The organism is Nannocystis pusilla (genome assembly GCF_020073745.1).
GTDB lineage: Bacteria > Myxococcota_A > Polyangia > Nannocystales > Nannocystaceae > Nannocystis > Nannocystis radixulma.
The window spans coordinates 1,444,228-1,467,502 of sequence record NZ_JAIRAU010000001.1 but is presented as its reverse complement, the minus strand read 5'-3'; the positions used below and the strand labels follow the sequence as shown (position 1 = coordinate 1,467,502).

At 72.9% G+C, this 23,275-nt stretch carries 19 protein-coding genes and 1 pseudogene; 14 read left to right on the top strand and 6 right to left on the bottom strand.

Annotated features, from left to right (window positions below; genetic code table 11):
* The first annotated feature begins 17 nt into the window (after positions 1 to 17).
* Entirely contained in the window at positions 18 to 1,172 is a 1,155-nt protein-coding gene (locus tag K7C98_RS05805; protein ID WP_224190529.1) for a hypothetical protein, read from the top strand.
* 97 nt (positions 1,173 to 1,269) lie between these two features.
* Here the strand turns inward: K7C98_RS05805 and K7C98_RS05800 are convergent, their stop codons facing one another.
* A complete protein-coding gene (locus K7C98_RS05800; protein WP_224190528.1) occupies positions 1,270 to 2,283 on the bottom strand; it encodes a metallophosphoesterase in 1,014 nt (337 codons plus the stop codon).
* Between the two features lie 144 nt (positions 2,284 to 2,427).
* Between K7C98_RS05800 and K7C98_RS05795 the strand changes: the two genes are divergently transcribed.
* From K7C98_RS05795 to K7C98_RS05780, 4 genes are all read left to right on the top strand, one after another.
* Entirely contained in the window at positions 2,428 to 3,420 is a 993-nt protein-coding gene (locus K7C98_RS05795; RefSeq protein WP_224190527.1) for a hypothetical protein, read from the top strand.
* Positions 3,421 to 3,561: 141 nt separating this feature from the next.
* Complete coding sequence (locus tag K7C98_RS05790) at positions 3,562 to 3,831, top strand: hypothetical protein (RefSeq protein WP_224190526.1); 270 nt, start codon at positions 3,562 to 3,564, stop codon at positions 3,829 to 3,831.
* 429 nt (positions 3,832 to 4,260) lie between these two features.
* Positions 4,261 to 5,385 (top strand): ligase-associated DNA damage response exonuclease, encoded by a 1,125-nt coding sequence (locus K7C98_RS05785; protein ID WP_224190525.1) that lies wholly within the window; start codon positions 4,261 to 4,263, stop codon positions 5,383 to 5,385.
* Positions 5,382 to 6,962 (top strand): ATP-dependent DNA ligase, encoded by a 1,581-nt coding sequence (locus K7C98_RS05780; protein ID WP_224190524.1) that lies wholly within the window; start codon positions 5,382 to 5,384, stop codon positions 6,960 to 6,962. The genes K7C98_RS05785 and K7C98_RS05780 overlap by 4 nt, the downstream gene beginning before the upstream one ends.
* A gap of 58 nt (positions 6,963 to 7,020) precedes the next feature.
* Here K7C98_RS05780 and K7C98_RS05775 read toward each other — a convergent pair whose 3' ends face one another.
* Positions 7,021 to 7,911 (bottom strand): LysR family transcriptional regulator, encoded by an 891-nt coding sequence (locus tag K7C98_RS05775; protein WP_224190523.1) that lies wholly within the window; start codon positions 7,909 to 7,911, stop codon positions 7,021 to 7,023.
* Positions 7,912 to 7,992: 81 nt separating this feature from the next.
* Between K7C98_RS05775 and K7C98_RS05770 the strand changes: the two genes are divergently transcribed.
* Positions 7,993 to 8,907 carry an alpha/beta hydrolase family protein gene (locus tag K7C98_RS05770; protein ID WP_224190522.1) on the top strand — a complete coding sequence of 305 codons (915 nt, stop codon included), beginning with the start codon at positions 7,993 to 7,995 and terminating at the stop codon, positions 8,905 to 8,907.
* A 109-nt stretch (positions 8,908 to 9,016) separates the two neighbouring features.
* Here K7C98_RS05770 and K7C98_RS05765 read toward each other — a convergent pair whose 3' ends face one another.
* Together K7C98_RS05765 and K7C98_RS05760 are read right to left on the bottom strand one after the other, a co-directional pair.
* A complete protein-coding gene (locus K7C98_RS05765; RefSeq protein WP_224190521.1) occupies positions 9,017 to 10,402 on the bottom strand; it encodes a sigma-54-dependent transcriptional regulator in 1,386 nt (461 codons plus the stop codon).
* Entirely contained in the window at positions 10,359 to 11,807 is a 1,449-nt protein-coding gene (locus K7C98_RS05760) for a sensor histidine kinase (RefSeq protein ID WP_224190520.1), read from the bottom strand. The genes K7C98_RS05765 and K7C98_RS05760 overlap by 44 nt, the downstream gene beginning before the upstream one ends.
* 303 nt (positions 11,808 to 12,110) lie before the next feature.
* On the opposite strand from K7C98_RS05760, the gene K7C98_RS05755 reads away from it, so the two are divergent.
* The 4 genes from K7C98_RS05755 to K7C98_RS05740 all read left to right on the top strand — a co-directional run bounded on the left by K7C98_RS05755 (position 12,111) and on the right by K7C98_RS05740 (position 16,843).
* On the top strand, positions 12,111 to 13,394 hold the full coding sequence (locus tag K7C98_RS05755) for a KamA family radical SAM protein (protein WP_224190519.1): 1,284 nt from the start codon (positions 12,111 to 12,113) through the stop codon (positions 13,392 to 13,394).
* A 3-nt stretch (positions 13,395 to 13,397) separates the two neighbouring features.
* Positions 13,398 to 15,029, top strand: a complete 1,632-nt coding sequence (gene asnB / locus K7C98_RS05750) for an asparagine synthase B (protein ID WP_224190518.1) — start codon at positions 13,398 to 13,400, stop codon at positions 15,027 to 15,029.
* Positions 15,030 to 15,385: 356 nt separating this feature from the next.
* Positions 15,386 to 15,973: a hypothetical protein gene (locus K7C98_RS05745; protein ID WP_224190517.1), complete on the top strand. Its 588-nt coding sequence runs from the start codon at positions 15,386 to 15,388 to the stop codon at positions 15,971 to 15,973.
* 24 nt (positions 15,974 to 15,997) lie between these two features.
* Complete coding sequence (locus K7C98_RS05740; RefSeq protein WP_224190516.1) at positions 15,998 to 16,843, top strand: hypothetical protein; 846 nt, start codon at positions 15,998 to 16,000, stop codon at positions 16,841 to 16,843.
* A gap of 37 nt (positions 16,844 to 16,880) precedes the next feature.
* On the opposite strand, the gene K7C98_RS05735 is transcribed toward K7C98_RS05740, so the two are convergent.
* Positions 16,881 to 17,195, bottom strand: coding sequence for a hypothetical protein (locus K7C98_RS05735; protein WP_224190515.1), 315 nt, complete (start codon positions 17,193 to 17,195; stop codon positions 16,881 to 16,883).
* A 274-nt stretch (positions 17,196 to 17,469) separates the two neighbouring features.
* On the opposite strand from K7C98_RS05735, the gene K7C98_RS05730 reads away from it, so the two are divergent.
* From K7C98_RS05730 to K7C98_RS05715, 4 genes and pseudogenes are all read left to right on the top strand, one after another.
* Positions 17,470 to 18,363 carry an exodeoxyribonuclease III gene (locus K7C98_RS05730; protein ID WP_224190514.1) on the top strand — a complete coding sequence of 298 codons (894 nt, stop codon included), beginning with the start codon at positions 17,470 to 17,472 and terminating at the stop codon, positions 18,361 to 18,363.
* 308 nt (positions 18,364 to 18,671) lie between these two features.
* A pseudogene (locus tag K7C98_RS45440) lies at positions 18,672 to 18,791 on the top strand (DUF4236 domain-containing protein); the annotation flags it as partial.
* A 225-nt stretch (positions 18,792 to 19,016) separates the two neighbouring features.
* A complete protein-coding gene (locus tag K7C98_RS05720) occupies positions 19,017 to 20,252 on the top strand; it encodes a hypothetical protein (protein WP_224190607.1) in 1,236 nt (411 codons plus the stop codon).
* 135 nt (positions 20,253 to 20,387) lie between these two features.
* Positions 20,388 to 21,518 carry a hypothetical protein gene (locus tag K7C98_RS05715; protein ID WP_224190513.1) on the top strand — a complete coding sequence of 377 codons (1,131 nt, stop codon included), beginning with the start codon at positions 20,388 to 20,390 and terminating at the stop codon, positions 21,516 to 21,518.
* A 132-nt stretch (positions 21,519 to 21,650) separates the two neighbouring features.
* On the opposite strand, the gene K7C98_RS05710 is transcribed toward K7C98_RS05715, so the two are convergent.
* Positions 21,651 to 23,171, bottom strand: coding sequence for a sigma-54-dependent Fis family transcriptional regulator (locus tag K7C98_RS05710; protein ID WP_224190512.1), 1,521 nt, complete (start codon positions 23,169 to 23,171; stop codon positions 21,651 to 21,653).
* Positions 23,172 to 23,275: the final 104 nt, after the last annotated feature.

The following is a 23,275-nucleotide window of genomic DNA, read 5'->3' as shown; positions in this document are numbered from 1 at the left end:
CCTTCACGATCACCGCCATGCCCTCGCGGTCGACCTCGCTCGCGCTGCTGCTCGCCTGCCTCGCGCTCCTCGCCCCGCAGCTCGCCCGCGCCGCCCGCTGCGAGCTGACGGGCGCGCCCTCGCTGCTCGGTCGCGCCGCCGGCAGCGACGTCCTCGCGCGCGAGGTCGACGTCCTCCGCGGCACCGCGATCGACGTCTACCTGGTCGTCCCGGGCCGCCTCGACGGCAAGCCGGTGCTCTTCGCCGACACCGGCGCCGCCCATCACATGTCCTGGAGGACAGCCGGCTGCCCCGCTGCCCGGGTCCGCTGGCGCCGGGTCGAGCCGCGCATGCAGCACGTCGCCACCGCGCCGCCCAACCCCGACATCGCCATCTACGCCAACGCCGTCGTGTTCGGCCCCTCGCACGGCGCCTGGCTCGGCTACGACCGCCTCGAGTACTTCGAGACCCCCGTCCCTGCCGGCGACGACCGATGGACGCTCACCGTGCGCGACGCCCGGCCCAGCGACCTCGCCCTCGCCGACGCCCGCCTCCCCGAGTACCGCGACCTCGGCACCATGCGCCTGGCCGCCACCGTCACCGGCCCCGACGCCGTCGCCCGCCCCACCCCCGACGCCGACGACACCCCACGCGGCGAGATCGCCGGCGACGTGTTCCGCTACAGCGTGCGCAGCGGCGACGGCCTGTTCGGCTGGCTCACCTCCTGGTTCAACGTCCCCTACGTGTTCGGCAGCGCCGGCGTCGGCGCGCGCAGCCAGGCCGAGCGCCGCGTCGGCGCCGACTGTGCCGATCTGATCGTCGCCGGCCTGCGCCGCGCCGGTCGCCGCGACCTCGCCTACTCGAGCGTCGGCGGCCTCGTCCGCTCTTTGCAGCGCGTCACCGGCCCGCTCGTGGTCCACGCCCGCGGTGACGCCCTCGCCGACTACGCCCCGCAGCCCGGCGACATCCTCGCCCTCGACTACATCGACGTCGCCGCCCTCCCGCGCCCGTGGGACCACATCGTCGTGCTCGCCGTCGACCGCGGCCCCGGCGGCGGCCCGGCCGACGGCCGCCTCGGGCCCGACGACCTCGTCGCCGACATCGGTGACGCCCAGGGCCTCAAGTTCGCCCCGCTCGGCGACCAGGGCGACGTCCGCGTCCTCGTCCTGCGCGCCCGCGGCGTCTCCGGCTAGCGCCGAAGGACATGTCCTCTCCGACATGTAAAGCAGGACCCGAAGACATGCCCCTCGGGACACATCATGTGTCCCGAAGGCCATACCCCGTCGCGCGTCACACCGGGTCGGCCGGCAGCGCCTCGCCGAGCGCCGCCGCCAGCGCCAGCAGCTGCTGCGGCGACGAGCAGTTGAGGTGCTCCGGCGACAGCTTGCCGGCGCGCCGGCGGATCAGCCACGACCCCGCGGGGTGCGCCGCCGCGACGCGTCCGAACTCCTCCCCGGCCGTCTCGGCGATCCGCGTCACCTCGCCGTCGAGGCGCTCGCGCAGCCGCGGCAGCGCCCCGCGCAGCGTCCCGACCCACGCGTTGACGCGGTCGAGCACCGCGCCGTCGAGCTCGGGGTCGCGGAGCGAGCGGATCTTCTTCTCGATCTGCTCGAACGTCATCGTCGACCACGGCAGCGTGCGCAGCACCGGCGCCTGCCACTCGGCCCGCACCCGCTCCCAGTGGTCGGCGCGCGCCGGCACCGAGACGATGCGGAATTGCGGCAAGAGCAGGCCCGTCAGCCGCATCCCGTGGCACACCCCGGTGTCGAGGCCGAAGATCCGGTCGCGCAGCACCAGCGGCTCCGCGCCGACCACCGAGTGGCCGAACACCACCGGCTTGTCGTCCTCGTAGAACTCGTACCAGGGCCGCTCGCCGTAGCGCTCGCGCAGCCGCGCGTCGCCCGACGTCGTGCCCGCGCGCACGTCCTCCGGCACCTCGTCGAGCGGCACCCCGGGGTAGAGGCCCCAGTGGACCACGCGCACGTCGTCGCGCTCCCAGTGGTACGGCAGCGTCGCCATCCAGCGCACGTCGTCGTCGTAGCGCTCGCCGAGCTGCAGCCGCGTCACCTGCTGCGAGTACGACAGCACCCCGCGGACGTGCTTGCGCTCGTGGTTGCCGCACAGCGCCAGCGAGTTGGGCCGGGCGCGGAACAGCTCGACCACCGCGCCCGGATCGGGCCCGCCGTCGACGAGGTCGCCGACGCTGACCACGAGGTCGTCGTCGCCGATCCCCGCGCGCTCGAGCAGGTCGAGCAGCTCGCTGTGACAGCCGTGAATGTCGCCGATGATGAGCGTGGAATTCATGACACCCTTTCCCCGGGGGCAGCCGCCGCACCTGGACGACGCCGCCCCCGCGCGCCGCCGTTTACCGGCGCGCACACACGATGAGCTCCCAGGACGCGCGCCGGACTCCGTCGCCGCGCCGCGTCCGGGTATAAAGGCGACCTCGTGGCCGCGCGAGGACAAAATTCCGGACAACCGACGTGGGCCGTCTACCTCGACGGCCTGGTCGCCGAGCACGGCTCGCTCGCGGCCGTCAGCGAGCGCCTGGCCGCCCTCCACGGCTGGCGCGACGACGTCGACAGCATCACCCGCGCCCTGCGCCGGCTACGGACACGAGGTAGCCTTCCCGGCGGCAAGTGGGGTGACAGGCTGCTCCGCACGTTCGGCCTGCCGGCCAGCGTCGACGCCCGCCTGCGCTTCATGGGCAGCTATCACTCGCGCTTCGTCGACCTGCCGGTCCCGCTGTGCACCGACCTGGTCCAGCTGTGGGACCGGCCGCCGACCAGCGAGAGCCGTCCCGGGCGACTGTGGCTGTCGCTCGCGCGCGCCACTTTGGCCCTGCGCGCGCGCCAGCCCGACGAGGCCGCCACGCACCTCGCCACCGCGCGCACGCTGGCGCCCGGCGACCCGGCCGCGCAGATCGAGCTCGCCCTCGGCGAGTCGCTGCTCGACAGCCCCGCGCGCCCGACCGCCGTGTCCGCGGCCCTCGCCGAGGTCCCCGAGCTGTTGCAGGCCCTCGGCGGCCCCGACGCCGACTGCCTGCGCGCCCGCTACGTCGGCCAGGTCAGCCACGCCCTCAACCACGCCGGCGCCATCGACCAGGCCGAGGCCCTGCACGCCGCCCTCCCCGACACCCCGGGCACGCACCCCTTCGCCCGCAGCCGCCGCGCCAACGGCCTCGCCTACGGCCGCTTCCGCCACGGTGACCTCGCCGCCGCCCTCGACCACGCCCGCCTCGCAGCCCGCCACGCCGGCGACGCCGGCCACGTCCGCCTGCGCGCCATGGCCCTGCTCATGGTCGTCCGCGTCACCACGCCCGGCAGCCCCGAGGCCCAGGACGCCCTCGCCCGCGCCCGCACGATCGCCCACGCCCTCGAGGACGCGACCCTGCTCGCCCGCTGCGACGCCGCCCGGCGCGGCCGTCACGGCGCGCCGTGAAGCGGACTCGCGCTCGTGCCAATTGCGCGCGTCGTCCGCGATCCGCCGATCGTCGTCGCCCGACCGCCCATTTCCCCGACCCAACGCCGCTCACGACAAACGACTACCGCACCGCCGCGACGCCGATCATCCTGGCGGCCCATGCCGACAAAATCCGTCCTCGCCCTCCTCGTCGCCTGCCTCGTGTCCGCCTGCGCCGGCAAGTCGAACCCACCGCCCGCCGACGAACCCAGGGCGTGCACCATGGACGCCAAGATCTGCCCCGACGGCAGCGCCGTCGGCCGCACCGGCCCCAACTGCGAGTTCGCCCCCTGCCCTGCTGCTCCCGAAGGCGAGGCCAGCGAGACCCCGCCCAGCGAGACCCCACCCGGCGAGACCCCGGCCGACGCCACCACCCCGCCCACGCCCTGATGCCCCGATCTCATCCCCAGGAACAGCGCTCCTCCCGGAGACATGTCCGTTCGGACATCTCATCGGAGCGCCCCCCCCTCCGGTGATGCGACCTCTCGGACATCCAAAATCGAGGCGCGTCTCGGGTGACATGACCATTCGGACATATCACCCTCGGCGCGCCCTTCAATAGACATGTCCTTTCAAACATCTTGAACACCACGGCGCATACCGAATCCGTGGCCGCCTCGTTCGCGCTCGCCGTCCCATCTCGAATGGCGAATGCTCATTCAGACCGCCGGAGCCCCGCCTCCCACGCTCGAGCCCGCCACGCGTTCGCCGCCGTTTCCCGCGCGACCTCCCCGCCGCGCGAATTCACCCGCCCTCGCCGCCTGAGCCCCTCGCCGCCGCGCCTCCAAGCCGGCCCTCGCTACGCTCCACCGCGCCGCGATGCGCGACCCCCTCATTAAAAGCACCGAGCGCGGCCTCTACTGCGCCGCCGGCGATTTTTACATCGACCCCTGGCAACCGGTCGACCGGGCCGTCGTCACCCACGCGCACTCCGACCACGCCGTCCCCGAATGCGCCCACTACCTCACGACCGCGCCCGGACGTGAGCTGCTGGCCCTGCGCGTCGGCGAGGGCGCCGACATCCAGCCGCTCGCCTACGGTCAGCCGATCGTCCACCACGGCGTCGGCGTCTCGTTGCATCCGGCCGGGCACATCCTCGGTTCGGCGCAGGTCCGGCTCGAGCACCGCGGCGAGGTCTGGCTCGTGTCCGGCGATTACAAGCTCAGCCCCGACCCGACCTGCGCCCCGTTCGAGTCGGTGCGCTGTCACTGCCTGATCAGCGAATCGACCTTCGGCCTGCCGATCTTCCGCTGGGCCCCGCCGGCCGCGACCATGCAGGACATCACCGCCTGGTGGCAGGCCAACCAGCAGGCCGGCCGCACCTCGTTGCTCCTGTGTTACGCGCTCGGCAAGGCCCAGCGCCTGCTCGCCGGCCTCGACCCCGAGCGCGGCCCGATCTACGTCCACGGCGCCGTCGAGCGCTGCAACGCCGTCTACCGGGCCGCCGGCGTGCCGCTGCCGCCCGCCCCGCCCGTCCTCGACGCCGCCCGCGCCGCCGCGTTCGAGCGCGCGCTGATCCTCGCCCCGCCCTCGGCGCAGAACACCCCGTGGACCCGCCGGTTCAAGCGACCGGTCCGCGGCTTCGCCTCCGGGTGGATGCAGATCCGCGGCACCCGTCGCCGCCGCGTCGTCGACCGCGGCTTCGCCCTGTCCGACCACGCCGACTGGCCCGAGCTGCTCGCCGCGATCGCCGGCAGCGGCGCCGAGCGGGTCCTGCTGACCCACGGCTACGCCCAGGCGCTGGCCCGCCACCTGCGAGAGCAGGGCCTCGACGCCCAGCCGCTCGCCACCCGCTTCCTCGGCGAGGCCGGCGGCGAGGAAGATGTCCACCCGGACATGTCCGAATCGCCAGACGACGCCGCTCCCGATGCGGACGACACCCGCGAATCAGATGACCTTCAGGACATGCTCGAATCGCCAGCCGACGAGCGAGGCCGGCGATGAGGTCGTTCGCCGCCCTGTACGCCGCGCTCGACGAGACCACCCGCACGGGAGAGAAAGTCGCGGCGATCCGCGCCTACCTCGCCGCGGCCGCGCCCGAGGACGCCGCCTGGGCGGTCTACTTCCTGATCGGCCGCAAGCCGCGGCAGGTCGTCGGCACCCGCAAGCTGCGCGCGTGGGTCGGCGACGCCGCGGGCGTGTCGGAGTGGCTGTTCGACGAGTGTCACGAGGCCGTCGGCGACCTCGCCGAGACCGCGGCGCTGCTGCTCCCGCCGCCGACGCGCACCACCACCCTGCCGCTGCACCGGTGGGTCGAGGAGCGCCTGCTCCCGCTCGCCGGCCTCGACGAGGCCGCGCAGCGGGCCGCCCTCCGCGAATTCTGGGACGAGCTCGAGCGCGGCGAGCGGCTCGTGTTTCACAAGTTGATCACCGGCGCCTTCCGGGTCGGCGTGTCGCAGCGGCTCGTGATCGCCGCGCTCGCCGAGCTCGGCGACATCGCCCCCGCCACCGTCGCCCACCGCCTCATGGGCGCCTGGCAGCCCTCGGCCGCGCAGTTTCGCGGCCTCGTCGCCGCCGAGTCGTCCGAGCCCGCCGCCTCGCGGCCCTACCCGTTCCTGCTCGCCCACCCGCTCGACACGGAGCCCGCCGAGCTCGGCCCGCGCGACGCCTGGCAGGCCGAGTGGAAGTGGGACGGGATCCGCGCCCAGATCGTCCGCCGCGGCGGCCAGCTGTTCGTGTGGTCGCGCGGCGAGGAGCTGATCGGCGAGCGCTTCCCCGAGCTCGCCCCGGTCGCGGGCCGCCTGCCCGAAGGGACAGTCCTCGACGGCGAGCTCCTGCCCTGGCGCGGCGACCAGATCTTGCCGTTCGCCGAGCTGCAGCGGCGGATCGGCCGCAAGAACCTGACCCGCACGATCCTCGCCGAGGTGCCCGCCGGCTTCCTCGCCTTCGACCTGCTCGAGCACGGCGGTCGTGACATTCGCGAGCGCCCGCTCGGCGAGCGCCGCCGCCTGCTCGAGCAGCTCGTCACCCCGCTCGCCGGCGACGCCCTGCGCCTGTCGCCGATCGTCGCGGCCGCCGGCTGGGACGAGCTCGCCGCCCTGCGCGCGGACAGCCGCGCCCGCAACGTCGAGGGCCTCATGCTCAAGCGCAAGGCCGCCCCCTACGGCGTCGGCCGCGTACGCGGCGACTGGTGGAAGTGGAAGCTCGACCCGCTCGCCGTCGACGCCGTGCTGGTCTACGCCCAGAGCGGCTCCGGCCGGCGCGCCAGTTTGTTCACCGACTACACCTTCGCCGTGTGGGAGGACGGCGCCCTGGTCCCGTTCTGCAAGGCCTACTCCGGCCTCACCGACGCCGAGCTGGCCGAGGTCGACCGCTTCGTCCGCGGCCACACCCTCGAGCGCTTCGGCCCGGTCCGCGCCGTCACCCCCGAGCTGGTGTTCGAGATCGGCTTCGAGGGCATCGCCCGCTCGCGCCGCCACAAGTCCGGCGTCGCCGTCCGCTTCCCGCGGATCCTCCGCTGGCGCCGCGACAAGTCGCCCGCCGACGCCGATCACCTCGACGCCCTGCGCGCGCTGCTATGATTTCCCAAAGAACATGCTTTATGAAGCATGTCTCTCAGGACATGCCCCAAGAAGATTGTCACGACCCGACGCCGACGTCTTCGGCGACCTCGTCGATCCAGTCGACCACCGCGCGGATCTTCGGCGCGTCGGCCAGCGCCTCCGGCACCACGCGCCACAGCGCGCGCTCGAGCGGCGGCGCGTCGCGGTCGAGGCGGACCAGCTCCGGGTGGCCCTCCGCGGCGGCCAGCGTCATCACCCCGAGCCCGACCCCCGCGCGCACCAGCGAGTACGACGTCGGCACGTCGTTGGTGGCAGCCGCCACGCGGCCGCGGGGCACCAGGGCCCGCATCCACCGCATCTCCGGCAGCCGGCTGTCGGGCGGCCCGAGGATCACCAGCTCGGCCTCGGCCGCCGGCGGCAGCGGGTCGAGCCCGTGATGCTCGACGTAGCTGCGCAGCCCGAACAGCCCGAGCGACACCTGCGCCAGCCGCCGCACCCGCACCCCGGCCTCGGTCGGCCGCAGCACCCGCAGCGCCACGTCGGCCTGCCCGGCCACCAGGTCGAGCACCTGCTCGGTGCAGCGCAGGTCGAGCACCAGCTCCGGATGACGCGCGCGCAGCAGCGGCAGGCGCGGCGCCAGGAACGACGCGGCGATGTAGTCGAGCGTCGTCAGCCGCACCGTGCCGACGGCCCGCTCGGACGCGGCCTCGAGGTCGCGCGCGAGCTCGCGCACCTCGGTGGCCATGCGCCCGGCCGCGTCGACCACCCGCCGCCCCGCCTCGGTCAGCCGCCAGCCCTCGGCGTCGCGCACGAACAGGGCCGTCCCGGTGGTCGCCTCGAGCGCGGAGATCCGGCGGCTGATCGTGGTCGGGTCGAGCCGCAGGGCCCGACCCGCTTCGTTCAGCGAGACGTGCCGCGCGAGCGCGAGGGCGATCCGGAGGTCGCGCCAGTCGAGGTGATGCTGCATGGATGCAGTTGGAGACTGCATCATACTGCGTTGGCGCAGCCACTGCGAGCCCGTACGGTTCGAGGGACCCGGGAGGTATCCATGCCGTCGGAAGACTTCACCCTCAAGGCGCTCGACGGGCGCCCCCTGACCGCCACGCTGCACGCCCCGCGGGAGGCGCCGCAGGCGGTCCTCGTGGTGCTCGGGGCGCTCGGCGTCCCGCGCCGCTACTACGCCCCGCTGGCCTCCTGGCTGGCCGAGCGCGACATCGCCGTCCTGACCTTCGACTACCGCGGCGTCGGCGGCTCGCGGTCGGTCCCGCTGCGCAAGGACCCGGCCACGCTGCTCGACTGGGCCCGCCTCGACGCCGCCGCGGCGATCGACGGCGCGCGCGAGCGCTTTCCGGACGTCCCGGTCTGGGGTCTCGGCCACAGCTTCGGCGGCCAGGCCTTCGGCCTCACCGCGCGCGGCCTCGACCTGGCCGGCGTGCTCGTCGTCGCCGCCGGCTCGGGCGACATGTCGCTGTACCCGAGCGGCCAGCGCCAGTCGTTCAAGGTCCGCCTCGGCCTCGCCACCAACGTGATCGCCACCCTGTTCGGCTACGTCCCCGGCCGCCTCGGCCTCGGCGAGGACCTCCCGGTCGGCGTCGTCCGCCAGTGGGCCCAGTGGTGCGGCACCCCCGATTACGCCCGCGGCGCCCTCGGCACCGAGTCGACCTTCTTCCACCGCATCACCGCGCCGATGTGGTTCTACGACTTCACCGACGACTCCTACGCCCCCGCGCGCGCCGCCGCGGCCCTCCGCGGCTGGTACACCCACGCCAGCTCGACGCACCGCGTGATCGCCCCCGCCGACCTCGGCCTGCGCCGCGTCGGCCACTTCGGCCCGTTCCGCCCCGGCCCCACCGAACGCCTGTGGGACGAGCTCCTCGGCGTGCTCACCGGCGAACCCCGCCCGGTCCTGTCCGCCGAGCGCTACGCCGATTCGTCCGCGGCCCGCGCGACCAGCGAATCATAGCAGTTCGCCCTCCGGCGATTCACCGCCGCCGGCGCGAATCACCGCACCCCTGTCCGCAGCGCCCGCCGCTCTCCGCCCGCATCGACGATTCGCCGGTGCCCGCCCGTTCCTATGATTCCTTCGCCTCGACGTCGGCCGGCTCGGCCGTCCCGAGCAGGCGACCCAGGGTCTTCACGTCGATCCCGAGGCGCCTGGCCGCGTGCGCGCGGATGCCATCGACCTGCTCGAGCACCCACGCCGCGTACCGGCGCTGCATCTCGCGCATCGGCAGGATCGCGTCGAAGGCCGGGGGCGAGTCCGGGGGCGCGTGAAAGTTGCGCGGCAGGTCGTCGAGCTCGATCACCGCCCCGTGCCCGAGCAGCACCAGCCGCTCGATCGTGTGGGACAGCTCGCGGACGTTGCCCGGCCACGGGTGCGCGAGCAGCCGCTCGAGCGCCGCGCGCGAGAAGTTGCGGACGGGGCTGTCGGGGTAGCGGGCCCGGGCCTTGGCGAGGAAGTGATCGATGAACTCGGGCAGGTCGGCGTTGCGCTCGCGCAGCGGCGGCAGCTCGAGGACCACCAGGTTGAGGCGGTAGAGCAGGTCCTCGCGGAACCGGCCCTCGCGGACGGCCTGCTCGAGGTCGCGGTTGGTGGCCGCGAGGATCCTGACGTCGATCGGCCGCTCCTTCGTGCCGCCGATCGGCCGCACCGCCCCGCGCTCGATGACGTGCAGCAGCTTGGCCTGCAGCGGCATCGCCATCTCGCCGATCTCGTCGAGCAGGATGCTGCCGCCGTCGGCCGCGGAGAACAGGCCGGCCGAGCTGGAGGTCGCGCCGCTGAAGGCCCCGCGCACGTGGCCGAACAGCTCGCTCTCCAGCAGGCTCTCGGGCAGGGCCGCGCAGTTCAGGGCCACCAGCGGCGCCGACGCCCGGCCGCTGCGCTGGTGGATCGTCGACGCGACCAGCGTCTTGCCGGTCCCGGTCTCGCCGGTGATGAGGACCGGCGCCGACGTGCCGGCGACGCGGTCGATGATGCGGAACAGCTCCTGCATCGCCGCGCTGGCGCCGAGCAGCCCGGGCGGGCCCGGCTGGACGCGCAGCGCGTGGCGCAGCACCTCGGCCTCGCGCCGCAGCTGCGCGTCCTCGAACGCGCGGCGGATGAAGATCAGCAGCTCGTCGACGCGGAACGGCTTGGCCAGGTAGTGGAACGCCCCGCGGCGCACCGCCTCGATCGCCGTGTCGAGCGCGCTGTAGGCCGTCATCACGATGACCGGCAGCTGGGGGTTGAGCGCGCGCGCCTGGGCCAGCAGCGTCAGCCCGTCGGCCCCGGTCATGCGCAGGTCGGTCACCATGACGTCGAAGTTCGCCTCCGCGAGGCGCACCAGCGCCGCCTCGGCGGAGCGCGCCGCCGCGACCTCGAAGCCCTTCTCGTTCAGGCCGTCGGTCAGCGCCTCGAGCATGTCGAGGTCGTCGTCAACCAACAGGATGCGCGTCTTGTGCTTCGTGGGCGACAGCATCGTCGGACATCGATTCGGCCGGCAAGCGTAACACGGCGTTCGTTCCGCCGCCGGGGCGCTCCTCGAGCTTGAGTTCACCCCGGTGCATGCGCATGACCTCGCTGGCGATCGCCAGCCCGAGGCCCGTGCCCTCCGCCTTGGTGCTGAAGAACGGCTGGATCCGGGCGCGCACCGCGGGGTCGATGCCCGCGCCGCGGTCGCGGACCGCGAACGTCAACATCTTGTCGTCGAGCTCCGCGCTCAGCTCGACCACCCCGCGCTCCGGCGACGCGTCGCACGCGTTGATCAGCAGGTTCGTCAGCGCGTGCTCGAGCAGCCGCGCGTCGCCGTAGATCCACGGCAGGTCGGGCCGCGCGACGACGCGGAGCGTCACGCCGGCGCGGTCGAAGCGATGCCCGACGCGGGCGACCACGCTGCGCAGCACGTCCCCCGCGGGGAACCGCTCGCGCAGCGGCGCGGCGCCGCGGGCGATCGCCAGGAAGCCGCGCGCGTTCTCCCGGATCTTCGCCACCTGCTCGGTGATCGCCCTCGCGCCCCGGCGGGCGCGGTCGTCCTCCGCGTTGTTCTCGAGCTGCTCGGCGCGCATAGCGATCACCCCGAGCGGCGTCGACAGCTCGTGGGCGATGCCGGCGGCGAACGTCAACATCGTCGCCGCTCGCCCCTCGCGCGCCAGCTGGACTTCCTGCTGGACCCGCAGCGACTCGCGGGCGAGCATGCGCTCGAAGGCTCGCTCCTGCCGCTGGGTGCGCAGGAGGACCAGGCCGAAGCCGAGGACCACGAGGCTGGCGAGGCCGACCATGACGATCGTGCGGGCGTAGCGGCGAGACTCACGGGCGCGCTGACGTTCGCTCGAGCTGACCACGGCGAAGATCCACGCGCCGAAGCGTGGGTCCTCGACGCGCGACAGCCCCGCGACCGCCACTTCTTCGGGCAGCCCGAGTCGAGACGCCTCGCTCGGGGTCAACCACGCGCTCGTCTCACCGGCCGCCGCCGCATGGATCACGCTCGGGATGTCGACGGGCTCACCGTCGATCGTCCGCAGGTCCCCGGTGGCGCTGGTCCACACCAGCAGCGTGTGATCGGCGTCGTTGGCGATCGCGTCCTCGTGGAGGAGCACCCGCGGCTCGATCACCAGCGACGTGTCCGCGAAGTGCCACGTCCCGCCCTCCACGCGGGCTGCGCCGGCGGGCTCCTCGCCCCCGAAGGCCGACAGGCCCGCCCTGAACTCCGCCGCCAGCACCTCCGCGATGACGCGCGGCTCGCGAGAGCTCTCGATGCGGGTCGTCCACACCAGCGAGCGCTCGTCGATCACGCCCAGCGCGGCGATGACGCCGATCGCCAACACCATCGCCATCGCCAGCAACCCCGTGCGCCAGCGCTTGAAGCGAGGGAAGGACGCGGTCATGCGCGGCCTAGACAAGCACGCTCCGCGCCAAATGTGAAATCCCGTCGCGGCGGCGGCGACCGCGATGGGGCCGGGCATCTTGTCGGGGTGCCGGGAATTTTTCCCTGCCGGTGCGGTGCGCCCGCGTCGCCGGAACCCCGGGCCGCTCGACACTGGGTCTTCCAGCCCGCTCCGGCCCGCGGCGGCCCCGCTGTGGCGCTTGGCACATCGCTTGCTCAAGCAACCGACACGCGTCGAGGCACGCGTGCTCGAGGTCTCGTGCTTGATTCCACGCCGCCACGGTCCACGTACTCACCGATCACATTGCGAGATCTCGAGACGATCCCGCAGATCGCCGCGCTCCCCGCCGAGATTCGCCTGCAGCTCTGTGCGGTAGCGCGGGTCCTGCCATTCCGCGTCAATCGCTACGTCCTCGAGGAGCTCATCGATTGGTCGCGGGTCCCCGACGACCCGATCTATCAATTGACGTTCCCCCAGCCCGACATGCTCGACTCCGCCGATCTGCAGATCGTCACCGATCTGCTGCGCGTCGCGGCGCCGGCCAACGAGCTCGAGGCGGCGGTGCGGCGGATCCAGCGCGGCCTCAACCCGCACCCCGCCGGGCAGGTCACGCTCAACGTGCCGACCCTCGGCGGCCAGGCCGTGCGCGGCATGCAGCACAAGTACCGCGAGACGGTGCTGTTCTTCCCGGCCCAGGGGCAGACGTGCCACGCGTACTGCACCTATTGCTTCCGCTGGCCGCAATTCGTCGGCCTCGACGATCTCAAGTTCGCCGCCCGCGAGTCCGAGCAATTGGTCGAGTACCTGCGGCGGCACCCGGAGGTGACCGACGTGCTGATCACCGGCGGCGACCCGCTGGTGATGCGCACCGCGGCCCTGCGCCGCACCATCGAGCCGCTGCTCGCGGCCCGGCTGCCCGGGCTCACCAACATCCGCATCGGCACCAAGGCGCTGGCCTACTGGCCGTATCGCTTCACCACCGACCCCGACGCCGACGATCTGCTGCGGCTGTTCGACGAGGTGACGGAGCACGGGATGCAGCTGGCGCTGATGGCCCACGCGTCGCACCCGCGCGAGTTCGCGACCACCGCCGCCGCCTCCGCGGTCCGGCGCGTGCGCTCGACGGGCGCGGTCGTCCGCTGCCAGGCCCCGCTGATCCGCCGGGTCAACGACGACGCGCAGGTGTGGGCCGACCTGTGGCGGGCGCAGGTGCGGCTCGGCGCGGTGCCCTATTACATGTTCGTCGAGCGCGACACCGGGCCCAAGGAGTACTTCAAGGTCCCGCTCGCGCGGGCGCTGGCCATCTACGGCGACGCGCAGCGCCAGGTGTCCGGCCTGTGCCGCACCGCCCGCGGGCCCTCGATGTCCGCCACGCCCGGCAAGGTCGTCGTCGACGGCGTGCTCGAGGTGGGCGGCAAGCAGTGCTTCTCGCTGCGGATGCTGCAGGGGCGCGACCCGGCGTGGGTCGGGCGCACCTTCCTCGCCGAATACGACGAGCGCGCGGCCTGGCTCGACGAGCTGCGCCCCGCCGGCGGCGAGCCCGAATTCTTCTTCCAGCGCCCGCTGCGTGACCTGCAGCGGAGGTGAACCATGTGCGGAATCATTGCAGTGTTCGGTGACATCGATGGCAACGTCGCGGCCGCCGCCGAGTCGGCCTCCGGCCTTTTGACCCACCGGGGCCCCGACGGCAGCGGCCTGTGGATGCGCCTCGGCAGCGCGGTCCTGTGCCACCGGCGCCTGGCGATCATGGACCCGGCCGAGGGCAAGCAACCGATCCGCGGGCGCGACGGCGCCGCGGTCGTCCACAACGGCGAGATCTACAACTTCCGCGCGCTCGCCCAGGAGCTCGCCGCCGCCGGTCGTCACTGCGTCAGCGGCTCGGACAGCGAGGTCCTGGCCCACCTCTACGAGGAGCGCGGCGCGGCGCTCGTCCCGGCCCTCGACGGCATCTTCGCCTTCGCCGCCGTCCACGGCGACGACTGGCTGGTCGCGCGCGACCCGATCGGCATCAAGCCGCTCTACTACGGCCGCGATCGCGCCGGCAACCTGTGGTTCGCCTCGGAGCTCAAGGCCCTGATCGACAATTGCGTCTCGTTCGAGGTGTTCCCGCCGGGCCACCTCATGACCCGGCGCGGCGGACTGCGCCGCTGGTACGCGCCGCCGTGGCTCAGCGGCGAGCCCGTCGAGCCCGGCGAGCCGGCGGCGCTGCGCCAGCGGCTGACCGACGCGGTCGAGAAGCGGCTGATGAGCGACGTCCCGCTCGGGCTGCTCCTGTCGGGCGGCCTCGACTCGAGCCTGATCTCCGCGCTCGCGACCCGGCTGATGCGCGCGCGCGACCCCGCGGCGCAGATCCACAGCTTCGCCATCGGCGTCGCCGACGACTCGCCCGACCTGCGCGCGGCGCGGGAGGTCGCGCAGTTCCTCGGCACCACCCACCACGAGGTGTCGTTCCGCGTCGAGGACGGGATCGCCGCGCTCGACGACATCATCCGCCACGTCGAGTCCTATGATATCCCGACGATCCGCGCCAGCATCCCGATGTATTTCCTGAGCCGCTATATCCGCGACCAGGGCGTCAAGGTCGTGCTATCGGGCGAGGGCTCCGACGAGATCTTCGGCGGCTATCTCTATTTCTATTACGCCGAAGATCCCGAGGAGCTGCGGCGCGAGACCGTCGCGCGCGTCGCCAACCTCCACCTCAGCGACGTCCTGCGCGCCGACAAGAGCACGATGGCCCACGCCGTCGAGGCGCGCGTCCCCTTCCTCGACCGCGCGTTCCTCGACCTGGCGATGTCGCTGCCCCCCGAGCTCAAGCAGCCGCGCGGCGCCGGCCGCGGCGGCGAGGCGCGGGTCGAGAAGTGGCTCCTGCGCAACGCCTTCGCCGACGACGCCGACCCGGTCCTCCCGGCCTCGGTGCTGTGGCGGCAGAAGGAGCAGTTCTCCGACGGCGTCGGCTACGGCTGGGTCGAGGCCCTGCGCGCCCACGCCGAGCGCGTCGTGTCCCCGCGCGAGCTGGCGCGCGCCGCCGAGCGCTTCCCGTACGCCACCCCCACCACCGCCGAGGCCTACCTCTACCGCGACCGCTTCGCCGCGCTGTTCCCCGGCGAGCACGCCGCCCGCTGCATCGTCCGCTGGGAGCCGCGCTGGCAGACCGACCGCGACACCTCCGGCCGAGCCAACCCGTTCCACCGCGCCGCGAGCGAGCACGTCCCGCGCCCGTGACGGGACGACGGCGGGCACCCGCGAGGCGTGCCCGTCTGTCTCTTCCACCATGTCCTCAAAGACCTGCGCATGAGGACATCTGATTCCGCGCCGGCCGACGCCCCGCGACGGAGCGCTCCGCGCCGCGTCAACCACGCCCCCGGGTCCCGGCCCGCCGACTCATGCCCGCCCTGACCACCGACATGACGTCGGCACCGGCACCCGCGTGAGCGGCGGGCGAGGTCCTCGCGCTGGATGACCTCGCCGACCCCCTTCCTCGCCGATCCGCCACGAGTGGGGCTGCACGACCACCGCTCCCGCGCGCGCGAACCCCCGCCCTCGCGGTCGCCGGCCATCTCGACTACGATGGCGCCGCGATGGACCCGGGCCGCCTGCGCAACCTGACCTTCCTGATGTCGCTGGGCGGCCTGTGGGCCGGCTGCTTCAGCGACGAGGGCCTGCCGGCCGGCACTCCCGGCGGCACCACCGGCGGCACCACCGGCGACGGCGCGACCAGCGAGCCCGCGGGCACCACCACCGGCGAGGACACCACCGGCGCCAGCACCACCACCGGCGGCGATCTCCTCACCTCTACCACCACCACCACCACCGGCGAGCCCCTCACCTCCACCGCGACCACGGACCTCACGAGCGACGGCGGCACCACCACCGGCGCCACCGGCCCGGGCCCCGAAGGCCAGGTGTGCGTGCAGTACGGCGCCAAGTACGGCGAGTGTTATCCGCGGTCCATGCGCTTCGTCGACGAGATCGTCGCCTACTGCAGCGGGCAGGTGGCGATGGGCACCGCGCAGGACGGCCCCGCGTGCGGCGAGGCGCTCGAGGATTGGTACGCCTGCATCACCAACCTCGACTGCCGCCAGATCGAGCAAGAGTTCAACAACCCGCAGCTCTGCCTCGGTCAGGCCGCCACGATCGACCAGCTCTGCCCGGGCTTCGACCCCTGAATTTCTTCTTCGAGAAGAAAGCACATGCTGTTCGTCTCCGGCACCAAGCGCAGCGGCACCTCGATGTGGATGCAGGTCCTGCGAGCCGCCGGCTTCCCGGTGCTCGGCGAGGCCTTCCCGCGCGGCTTCAACGAGGCGCTCCACCAGGCCAACCCGGCCGGCTTCTACGAGTCGCTCCTGCGCCACGGCATCTACTTCCGCACCAACCCGCACCCGGTCACCGGCGAGTACTTCCTGCCCGAGCACGTCGAGGGCTACGTCGTCAAGGTGTTCGTCCCCGGCGTCATCCGCAGCGAGCGCGCCTACATCACCCATCTGCTCGCCAACGTCCGCGAGTGGCGCGAGTACGAGGCCTCGATCCTGCGCCTCTACACCATCGAGCGCGAGGGCATGGCGGCCGCCGGCCAACCTGTCCCCGAGGACAACTCCTACTTCCCCCCGGCATACGAGTGGTGGATGGAGAACTTCGCCCTCGTCCGCGACATCAGCCTGCGCCGCTACCCGGCCCGCCTCATGACCTACGACCAGGTCCTCGACGACCCCGTCGGCACCCTCACCGGCGTGCTCGCCTGGCTCGGCCGCGGCGACCTCGCCGCCGCCCTGCCCACCATCCAGCCGGCCTTCCGCACCCAGCTCCGCCCGAGCTCCGACAGCGTCCCGCCGAAGCTCGCCCGCGTGTTCGACGACCTCTACGCCGCCGTCGCCGCCGCCAAGCCGTTCCCCGAGTCGCTCCTCCGCGACCTCAACGCCACCAACCGGGCGCTCCTCCCCGAGCTCACCGAGATGCAGCGCCGCGTCGCGATCGCCCAGGCCAACGCCCCCCAGGGCCCCCCGCCGGCCCGCCCCGCCGGCCTGCCCGACATCGACTGATCTCCGCCGGACCATGAGCTGTCCCTTCGGACAGCGACTACAATTCACATCCGCGGCAGGCCGGCGAAGCCGCGGGCGTCGTGCGCTCGCGCCGGTAGCCCGCGGCCTCGAGCTGGTCGGCGGCCGGGCGCTCCGCCGCGTAACTCGTGGTCGCGCGGAAGAACAGCGGCATCGCGCGGAAGTGCGCGTCGATGTCGCGCCCGAAGCCGGTGTCGATCAGCAGATCGCCGCGTGGGTGCTGCACGAGCACCGCGCTCATCGTGAATTCGCGGCGATCGCTGAACGACCCGCCGCGGTAGGCGAAGCCGGCGCTGCGCCGCGTGATCCCGGTGGGCAGGTGGAACAGCGCCATCTCGGCCGGGGGCGACGCCGGCGGCAGGTCGCCCGTCAGCGCCGGCGGCTCGGGCAGCGGGCGCGGAACGACTGCAGCAGCCCCGCGATCGCCAGCAGAACCACCACCAGCGCGGCGACGGCGATCCGCTTCACGGTCCGCTTGCTCACCGCCGCAGCATAAACCACCGGCGGCCCGCGCGAGCGCGAGCGCGCGCGTCCCGATCCATCGCCTCGCGCCGCCTGGGCCCGGTTGCGGCCCGTCGCCACGAAGGTCAAGCTCGGGCGAGTCCACGATGTCCGTCCTCAAGCTCGCCACGTACAACATCAACGGCATCCGCACGCGCCTGCCCGTGTTGCTCGAGTGGCTGGCCGAGGCGACGCCGGACATCGTGTGCCTGCAGGAGCTCAAGGCCGTCGACGCCGACTTCCCCGTCGCCGAGCTGCGCGCCGCCGGCTACGGCGCGCTGTGGCACGGCCAGCGCTCGTGGAACGGCGTGGCGATCCTCGCGCGCGGCAGCGTCCCGCTCGAGAGCCGGCGCGGCCTGCCCGGCGACCCCGACGACACGCAGAGCCGCTACCTCGAGGCCGCGGTCCACGGCGTGCTCGTCGGCTGCCTCTACTTGCCGAACGGCAACCCGCAGCCGGGCCCGAAGTTCGACTACAAGCTGGCGTGGTTCGACCGCCTCATCGCCCACGCCGCCACGCTGTGCAACGCCGGCATCCCCGCGGTGCTGGCCGGCGACTACAACGTGGTGCCGACCGACTTCGACATCTACAACCCGAAGTCGTGGCTGAAGGACGCCCTGCTGCAGCCCGAGGCCCGCGCCCGCTACACCCGCCTGCTCGGCCAGGGCTGGACCGACGCCCTGCGCGCGCGCCACCCCGACCAGCCGATGTTCACGTTCTGGGACTACTTCCGCCAGCACTGGCAGCGCGACGCCGGCCTCCGCATCGACCACCTGCTCGTCAACCCCGAGCTCGCCCCGCGCCTCCTCGACGCCGGCGTCGACCGGTGGGTCCGCGGCCTCGAGGGCACCAGCGACCACGCGCCGACGTGGATCACCTTCACCGGCTACGCCGCCACTGACGACGGCGACGACTACGAGATGCCGCCCGCGCCCGTGATCACCCCGATCGCCCCGCCGAAGCCCGCGAAGGCGAAGAGCAGCAAGCGCAAGGTCCGCTGACCGCGCGCCGTCGTGGGGATAAAACCTGTCCGGATGTACATGTCTTTATTGACATGCCTCTCTCCCGCGCCGCGGCCTCTCCCCGGTGGAGAGAGGGCCCCCTCCTGACCCCAGGTTTGAATCGCACACCGTAACAACATCAACCACCCCGAGGGACCCCAGCTCCCTGCACAATCGCCCGTGCTCCGATTTAGGCCTACAGTACGTCTTCGCCGCATTTCTTGCGGGAGCTGGGTGTGGCGCGGTGCCCGTCGGCTCCGAGCGTGAGTGACGTTGACAGGCTGCGGGTCGCTCGATAATCGTCATTCATGCGCTTGCGGAAGAGCTTTCGGCTCCCTGGAGGCGGCCGGATCAACGTCTCATCGCGTGGCGTGAGCACCTCGTGGGGGGTGGGCGGGTTTAGAGTCCGGATCGGTCCGGGCTCCCGCGGCGCGCGAACCCGCAGCACCCGGACACATAGCGGCAACGTCGCGCCGTCGGACGGTCGCGGCTGCCTCGCCATTTTGCTCGTCCTTGGGGCCCTCGTAGCTTTGTCGCTCGTCGTGAGGCTCCTGATGACCCCATGGCCGTGGATCGCTCTCGGGCTCTACGGCGCGTATGAGCTGGTGATCAGAGTGCGGGCCGCGATCCGGCGGCAACAGAGGAGCTTCGCGGTGCTCGAGGTCGTTTCGGCCCAGATTGCCGGCGACCACTCACGGCTCGACCAATGCCTCTCGCGGCTCATGGCGCACGCCGACGAAGACGTCGAAGCTGGCTTCCTGCTCGCCGCCCATCACGCACAGCGCAACCAATTCGACGCCGCCATCGGGCTCCTGCAGTCGATCGAAAACCAGGTCGGCGCAGTCGTCGAGGGTCACGGACTCGTGCTGCAATTCCCCCTCCTGCCGGCCCCGCTCCCGGTCGCAGAGCTGCCGAGCGCGCAAGAAGCCGCGCGCCTGCTGCGAGAGCACCTCCTCGTTCATTACGGCAGGGCCAGCGAAGTCGTGGCGGCGGCGCGGCCCGCCGCTTCCCCCGCACTCGCGCCGCTCGCCGCGTGGGTCCTCGCCGAAGCCCATGCCGCCCTGTCACGCCACGGCGACGCGACCGAGGCGCTGCGACGGGCCGTCTACGCAGTCTCGCCACCGCCAGTTGCGTGGGCCCGACCGCTGCGCGCGGCGCTCGCCGACGCGTACGAGGCCCGTGGTGAGCTCGAGCGCGCCGCCGAGGAATGGCGACTGCTCGCACTCGATGGCGACGCGGCAGCGGAGACCCGCCTGCACGCCGTATGCGCGCGGCTGGCCGAGTGCGTGCGTGAGGAGCAGCGCCGACGCGAGGCCGAAGAACGCGCTCGTGCGGAACTCGAGGAGCAACTGCGCCGAGAGGCCGATGCACGCGCGCGCCACGAGGCCGCGCGACGAGAAGCCGAACGACAGCAGGCGGAGATACTTCGGCGCGAAGCAGCCGCACGTCGCGAAGCCGAACGCGAGCTCGAACGACAGCAGGCGGAAGCGCGCCGGCTCGAAGAGGCCGCCCGCCGCGAGGCAGAGCGCGCCGCGGCCCGGGAGCGCGCCGCCCGGGAGGAGGCACAGCGCGAGCACGACGCCGCCGTGCGCTGGACCACCAAGATTCAAGCCGCGAAAACCCCCGGGGGCCGGCGTTCTGCGCTGCAATCCGGACTCGCGGAGCTGACCTCCCCCCACCTCCGGCAGGGGCTGCTCGTCGAGGCAGCAAGAGCAGACGTCCAGGCCGTGTTGTTCAAGGCGTCGACGCTCAAGACGGCCCGGGCGAAGCGCCGCCACCTCGAGGACGCACTGGCGGCGTTGCGCACCGATGAGGTGCCTGACGACTTGCAGACGCAAGAGATCGCCCTTCTCGAACGCTCCCTCGCAGACATCGAGGCCGCATCATGACAGGCGAGATCACTGCGGGGTCGCTCATCTGGCGGATGCCCGCCCCACGGGGCGGCCGAACATCCTCCACGTGCGTCTCCCGTGCACACAAGGAGACTACATCGGCCAAAGCGAACGATCTCGAGGGTCCGTACGATGCGTGACACTTTACCCGTCGTCAACGCCAGGTCCCTGCTCCCCCGCCGCCACCCGTCCGCCTGGCTCGCCCTCGAACTGAGTCTGAGCAGCATCGTGCTGGGACCGCTGCTCAGCGTGCCCGCGCTGCGGTTCGCGCGGCGGGTGCGGCGCCAAATCGCCGACAACCACGGTCACTTCACGGGCGCCGGCCTGACCAGGGCCGCCGTATTCTTGGCGTGGTCGTCGTGCATCGCATGGGCCGCAGCGGCCGCGACCCTCGTGATCGCCCTGTGGCCACCAGCCGCATACGTTGTGGGATCGCTCGGCCTCTGCCTCGCGGGGTTCCTGCTCGTCCGGCGCGCCTCACGACCATTGGCTGCGTTTTCTGCCGTGGCTGGCCTGAGCGTGGCGCTGCTCGGCCTCCGCGTCCACGACCACATCCTGCGAGAGCGTGCGATCGAGCAAATGCACGCGTGTGAAGAGGCCAACCGCGCGGCGACCTCGGCCTGGACCGCTCGAGCGCTGGATTCGGCGCGGACCGCCTACCAACGAGCCGCCGTCAGCTGCACCGGCGACCGGGCCGAAGAGGCCGCGATACGCTTGCGCGACATCGACGCGCGGGCCGAGCGCGCGCAGCAGGTCGACGACGAAAAGGCTCGCCGATACGCGGCGACCCAGGCAGCGCAGTCGCTCGCGCAACATGACCGCGACGAGTCTCGCTTGCACGCACGCTTCGCCACGACCGAGCAGACCGCCGCCGCGCGCCTCGTGGAGGCACGCCGCCATCAACAAGCCCGACGCTGGGAGAAGGCCTCGGAACTGCTACAGTCGATCGATTCCGACCTCGCCGCGTTCCGCGGCACGAAGCTCGAGGGGACGCCGCGCATGAAGACGCTGGCGACCGAAGCACGGACGCTCGCCGACGTCATCGAGCCTAGATTGAGCAAGCTCCGCCTCCGGCGCGAGGCCGACCGTCGCCGCAAGGAGGAGGCCGACGCGCAGCGTCAGGCAGAGGCCGCTCGCCGCCGCGAACGAGCCGAGTCTTGGTCGTCGAACCGAGTCCACTGCTGTGACGGCACCCTCTCGCCCACCTGCACGTACGGTCGCTCGCTCCGCGGCTGCTGCTCATGGCATGGCGGCGTCTGCTGATTCCGCGATGAACTTGCCACGAAGCTGGTGAAGACGAAGGCGAGCCAGCGCAACGCCGCTGACCCGAGGGACAGATGCAAGGCCGCGTTCGGCTCCGTCTTCGGCGACATGTCCTTTTAGACATCTACAGTCTCAAGCACGCTGCTTGCGCAGCCGCCGGTACAGCGTCGACGGGCTGATCCCGAGCTCCGCCGCCGCGCGCTGCTGGTGCCCGCCGTGGCGGCCCAGCGCTTCGACGATCGCCGCGTGCTCGAGCTGCTGCAGCGACCCCGTGCGCTTCACCGGCGCCGCGGCGATGTCGTCGGGCAGGTCGTCCGCCTCGACCTGCGGCCCCGCTGCCAGCGCCGCCGCGCGCTCCATCGCGTTCTCGAGCTCGCGCACGTTGCCGGGCCAGCTGTGGTGCAGCAGGCGCTCGCAGGCGGCTGTCCCGAGGGACATCTCGCTCCGCCCCACGCGCGCGCACGCCGACGCCAGCAGCGCCCGCGCCAGCGGCAGGATGTCCTCCTGGCGCGCGCGCAGCGGCGGCAGGCGCAGCTCGACCACGCGCAGGCGATAATAAAGGTCGCGGCGGAAGCCGCCCTGTTCGACCGCGGCCGCGAGGTCGCGATGGGTCGCCGCGACGATCCGCGCGTGCAGCGGGCGCGGGTGGTTCTCGCCGACGCGCCGCAGTTCGCGCTGCTGCAGCGCGCGCAGCAGCTTGACCTGCATCGCCGGCGACATCTCGCCGACCTCGTCGAGGAACAGCGTGCCGGCGCCGGCCGCCTCGAGCATGCCCACGCGGTCCCGCGTCGCCCCGGTGAAGGCCCCGCGCGCGTGCCCGAACAGCTCGCTCTCCAGCAGCGGTTCGGGGATCGCCCCGCAGTGGACCGCCAGGAACGGCGCCGCCGCGCGGCGCGAGCGGGCGTGGATGAAGCGCGCGAGCCGGTCCTTGCCGGTCCCGCTGTCGCCGAGCAGGAGCACGCTGCTGTCGACCGCGGCCACCCGGCGCGCGAGCTCGAGGGTCCGCTGGATCGCCGGGCTGCGCGACTGCAGCTCGTCCTCGAGCGTCACCGCGGCCCTTTCCGACCGCGGCGGCCCTGCCGGCGGCAGGTAGGCCGCGTGCGGCGTCAGCGTCTCGCCCCACGCCTCGCGCGGGCGGGCGACGAAGCGGCACGATCGATCGCCGCAGGCGACGCAGCGATCTTCGAGCACGACGATGTCGCGGCGCTCGACGCAGCTGAGGTACCCGCTGGCGAACCCGGCGAGCGTCCAGCACACGGGAGCGTCCGCCCGGCCGCAGTGCTGCAGGTGCTGCTCGGCCTCGTAGGAGGCCGCCACCGTCGCGCCCTCGGGCGTCATCGGACCGGTGCCCGGCGCGATGCGCAGCATGCCCTGCAGCACCCCGAGTCGGCCGCCCGCGTCGCGCATCGCGTGCGCGCTGGCCGACGCGAACCGCCCGCGCAGCGCCTCGGCCGCGCGCCAGCCCTGCACGTAGCCGAAGCGCGTCAGCAACGAGCGCCCGCCGGCGACGCCGAGCGCATCGACCACGTCGCGGCGCAGCGCGCCCAGGGCCCCCGCGTCGACGATCAGCGCGCGCAACCCGGCGAAGTGCAGCGCCCCCGCCTCGGCGTCGGCGGACAGCAACGTGGTGATGTCGAGGTCCTCGGCTCGCATGGTGCCGTCATTGTGACCGACCCCCGCCGGTCACCCTGACCGAATCGCCCCGCGCCGCCCGTCCAGGTGGGCGAAACCACGGCCGGCACGCCGCGTGCGAGGCG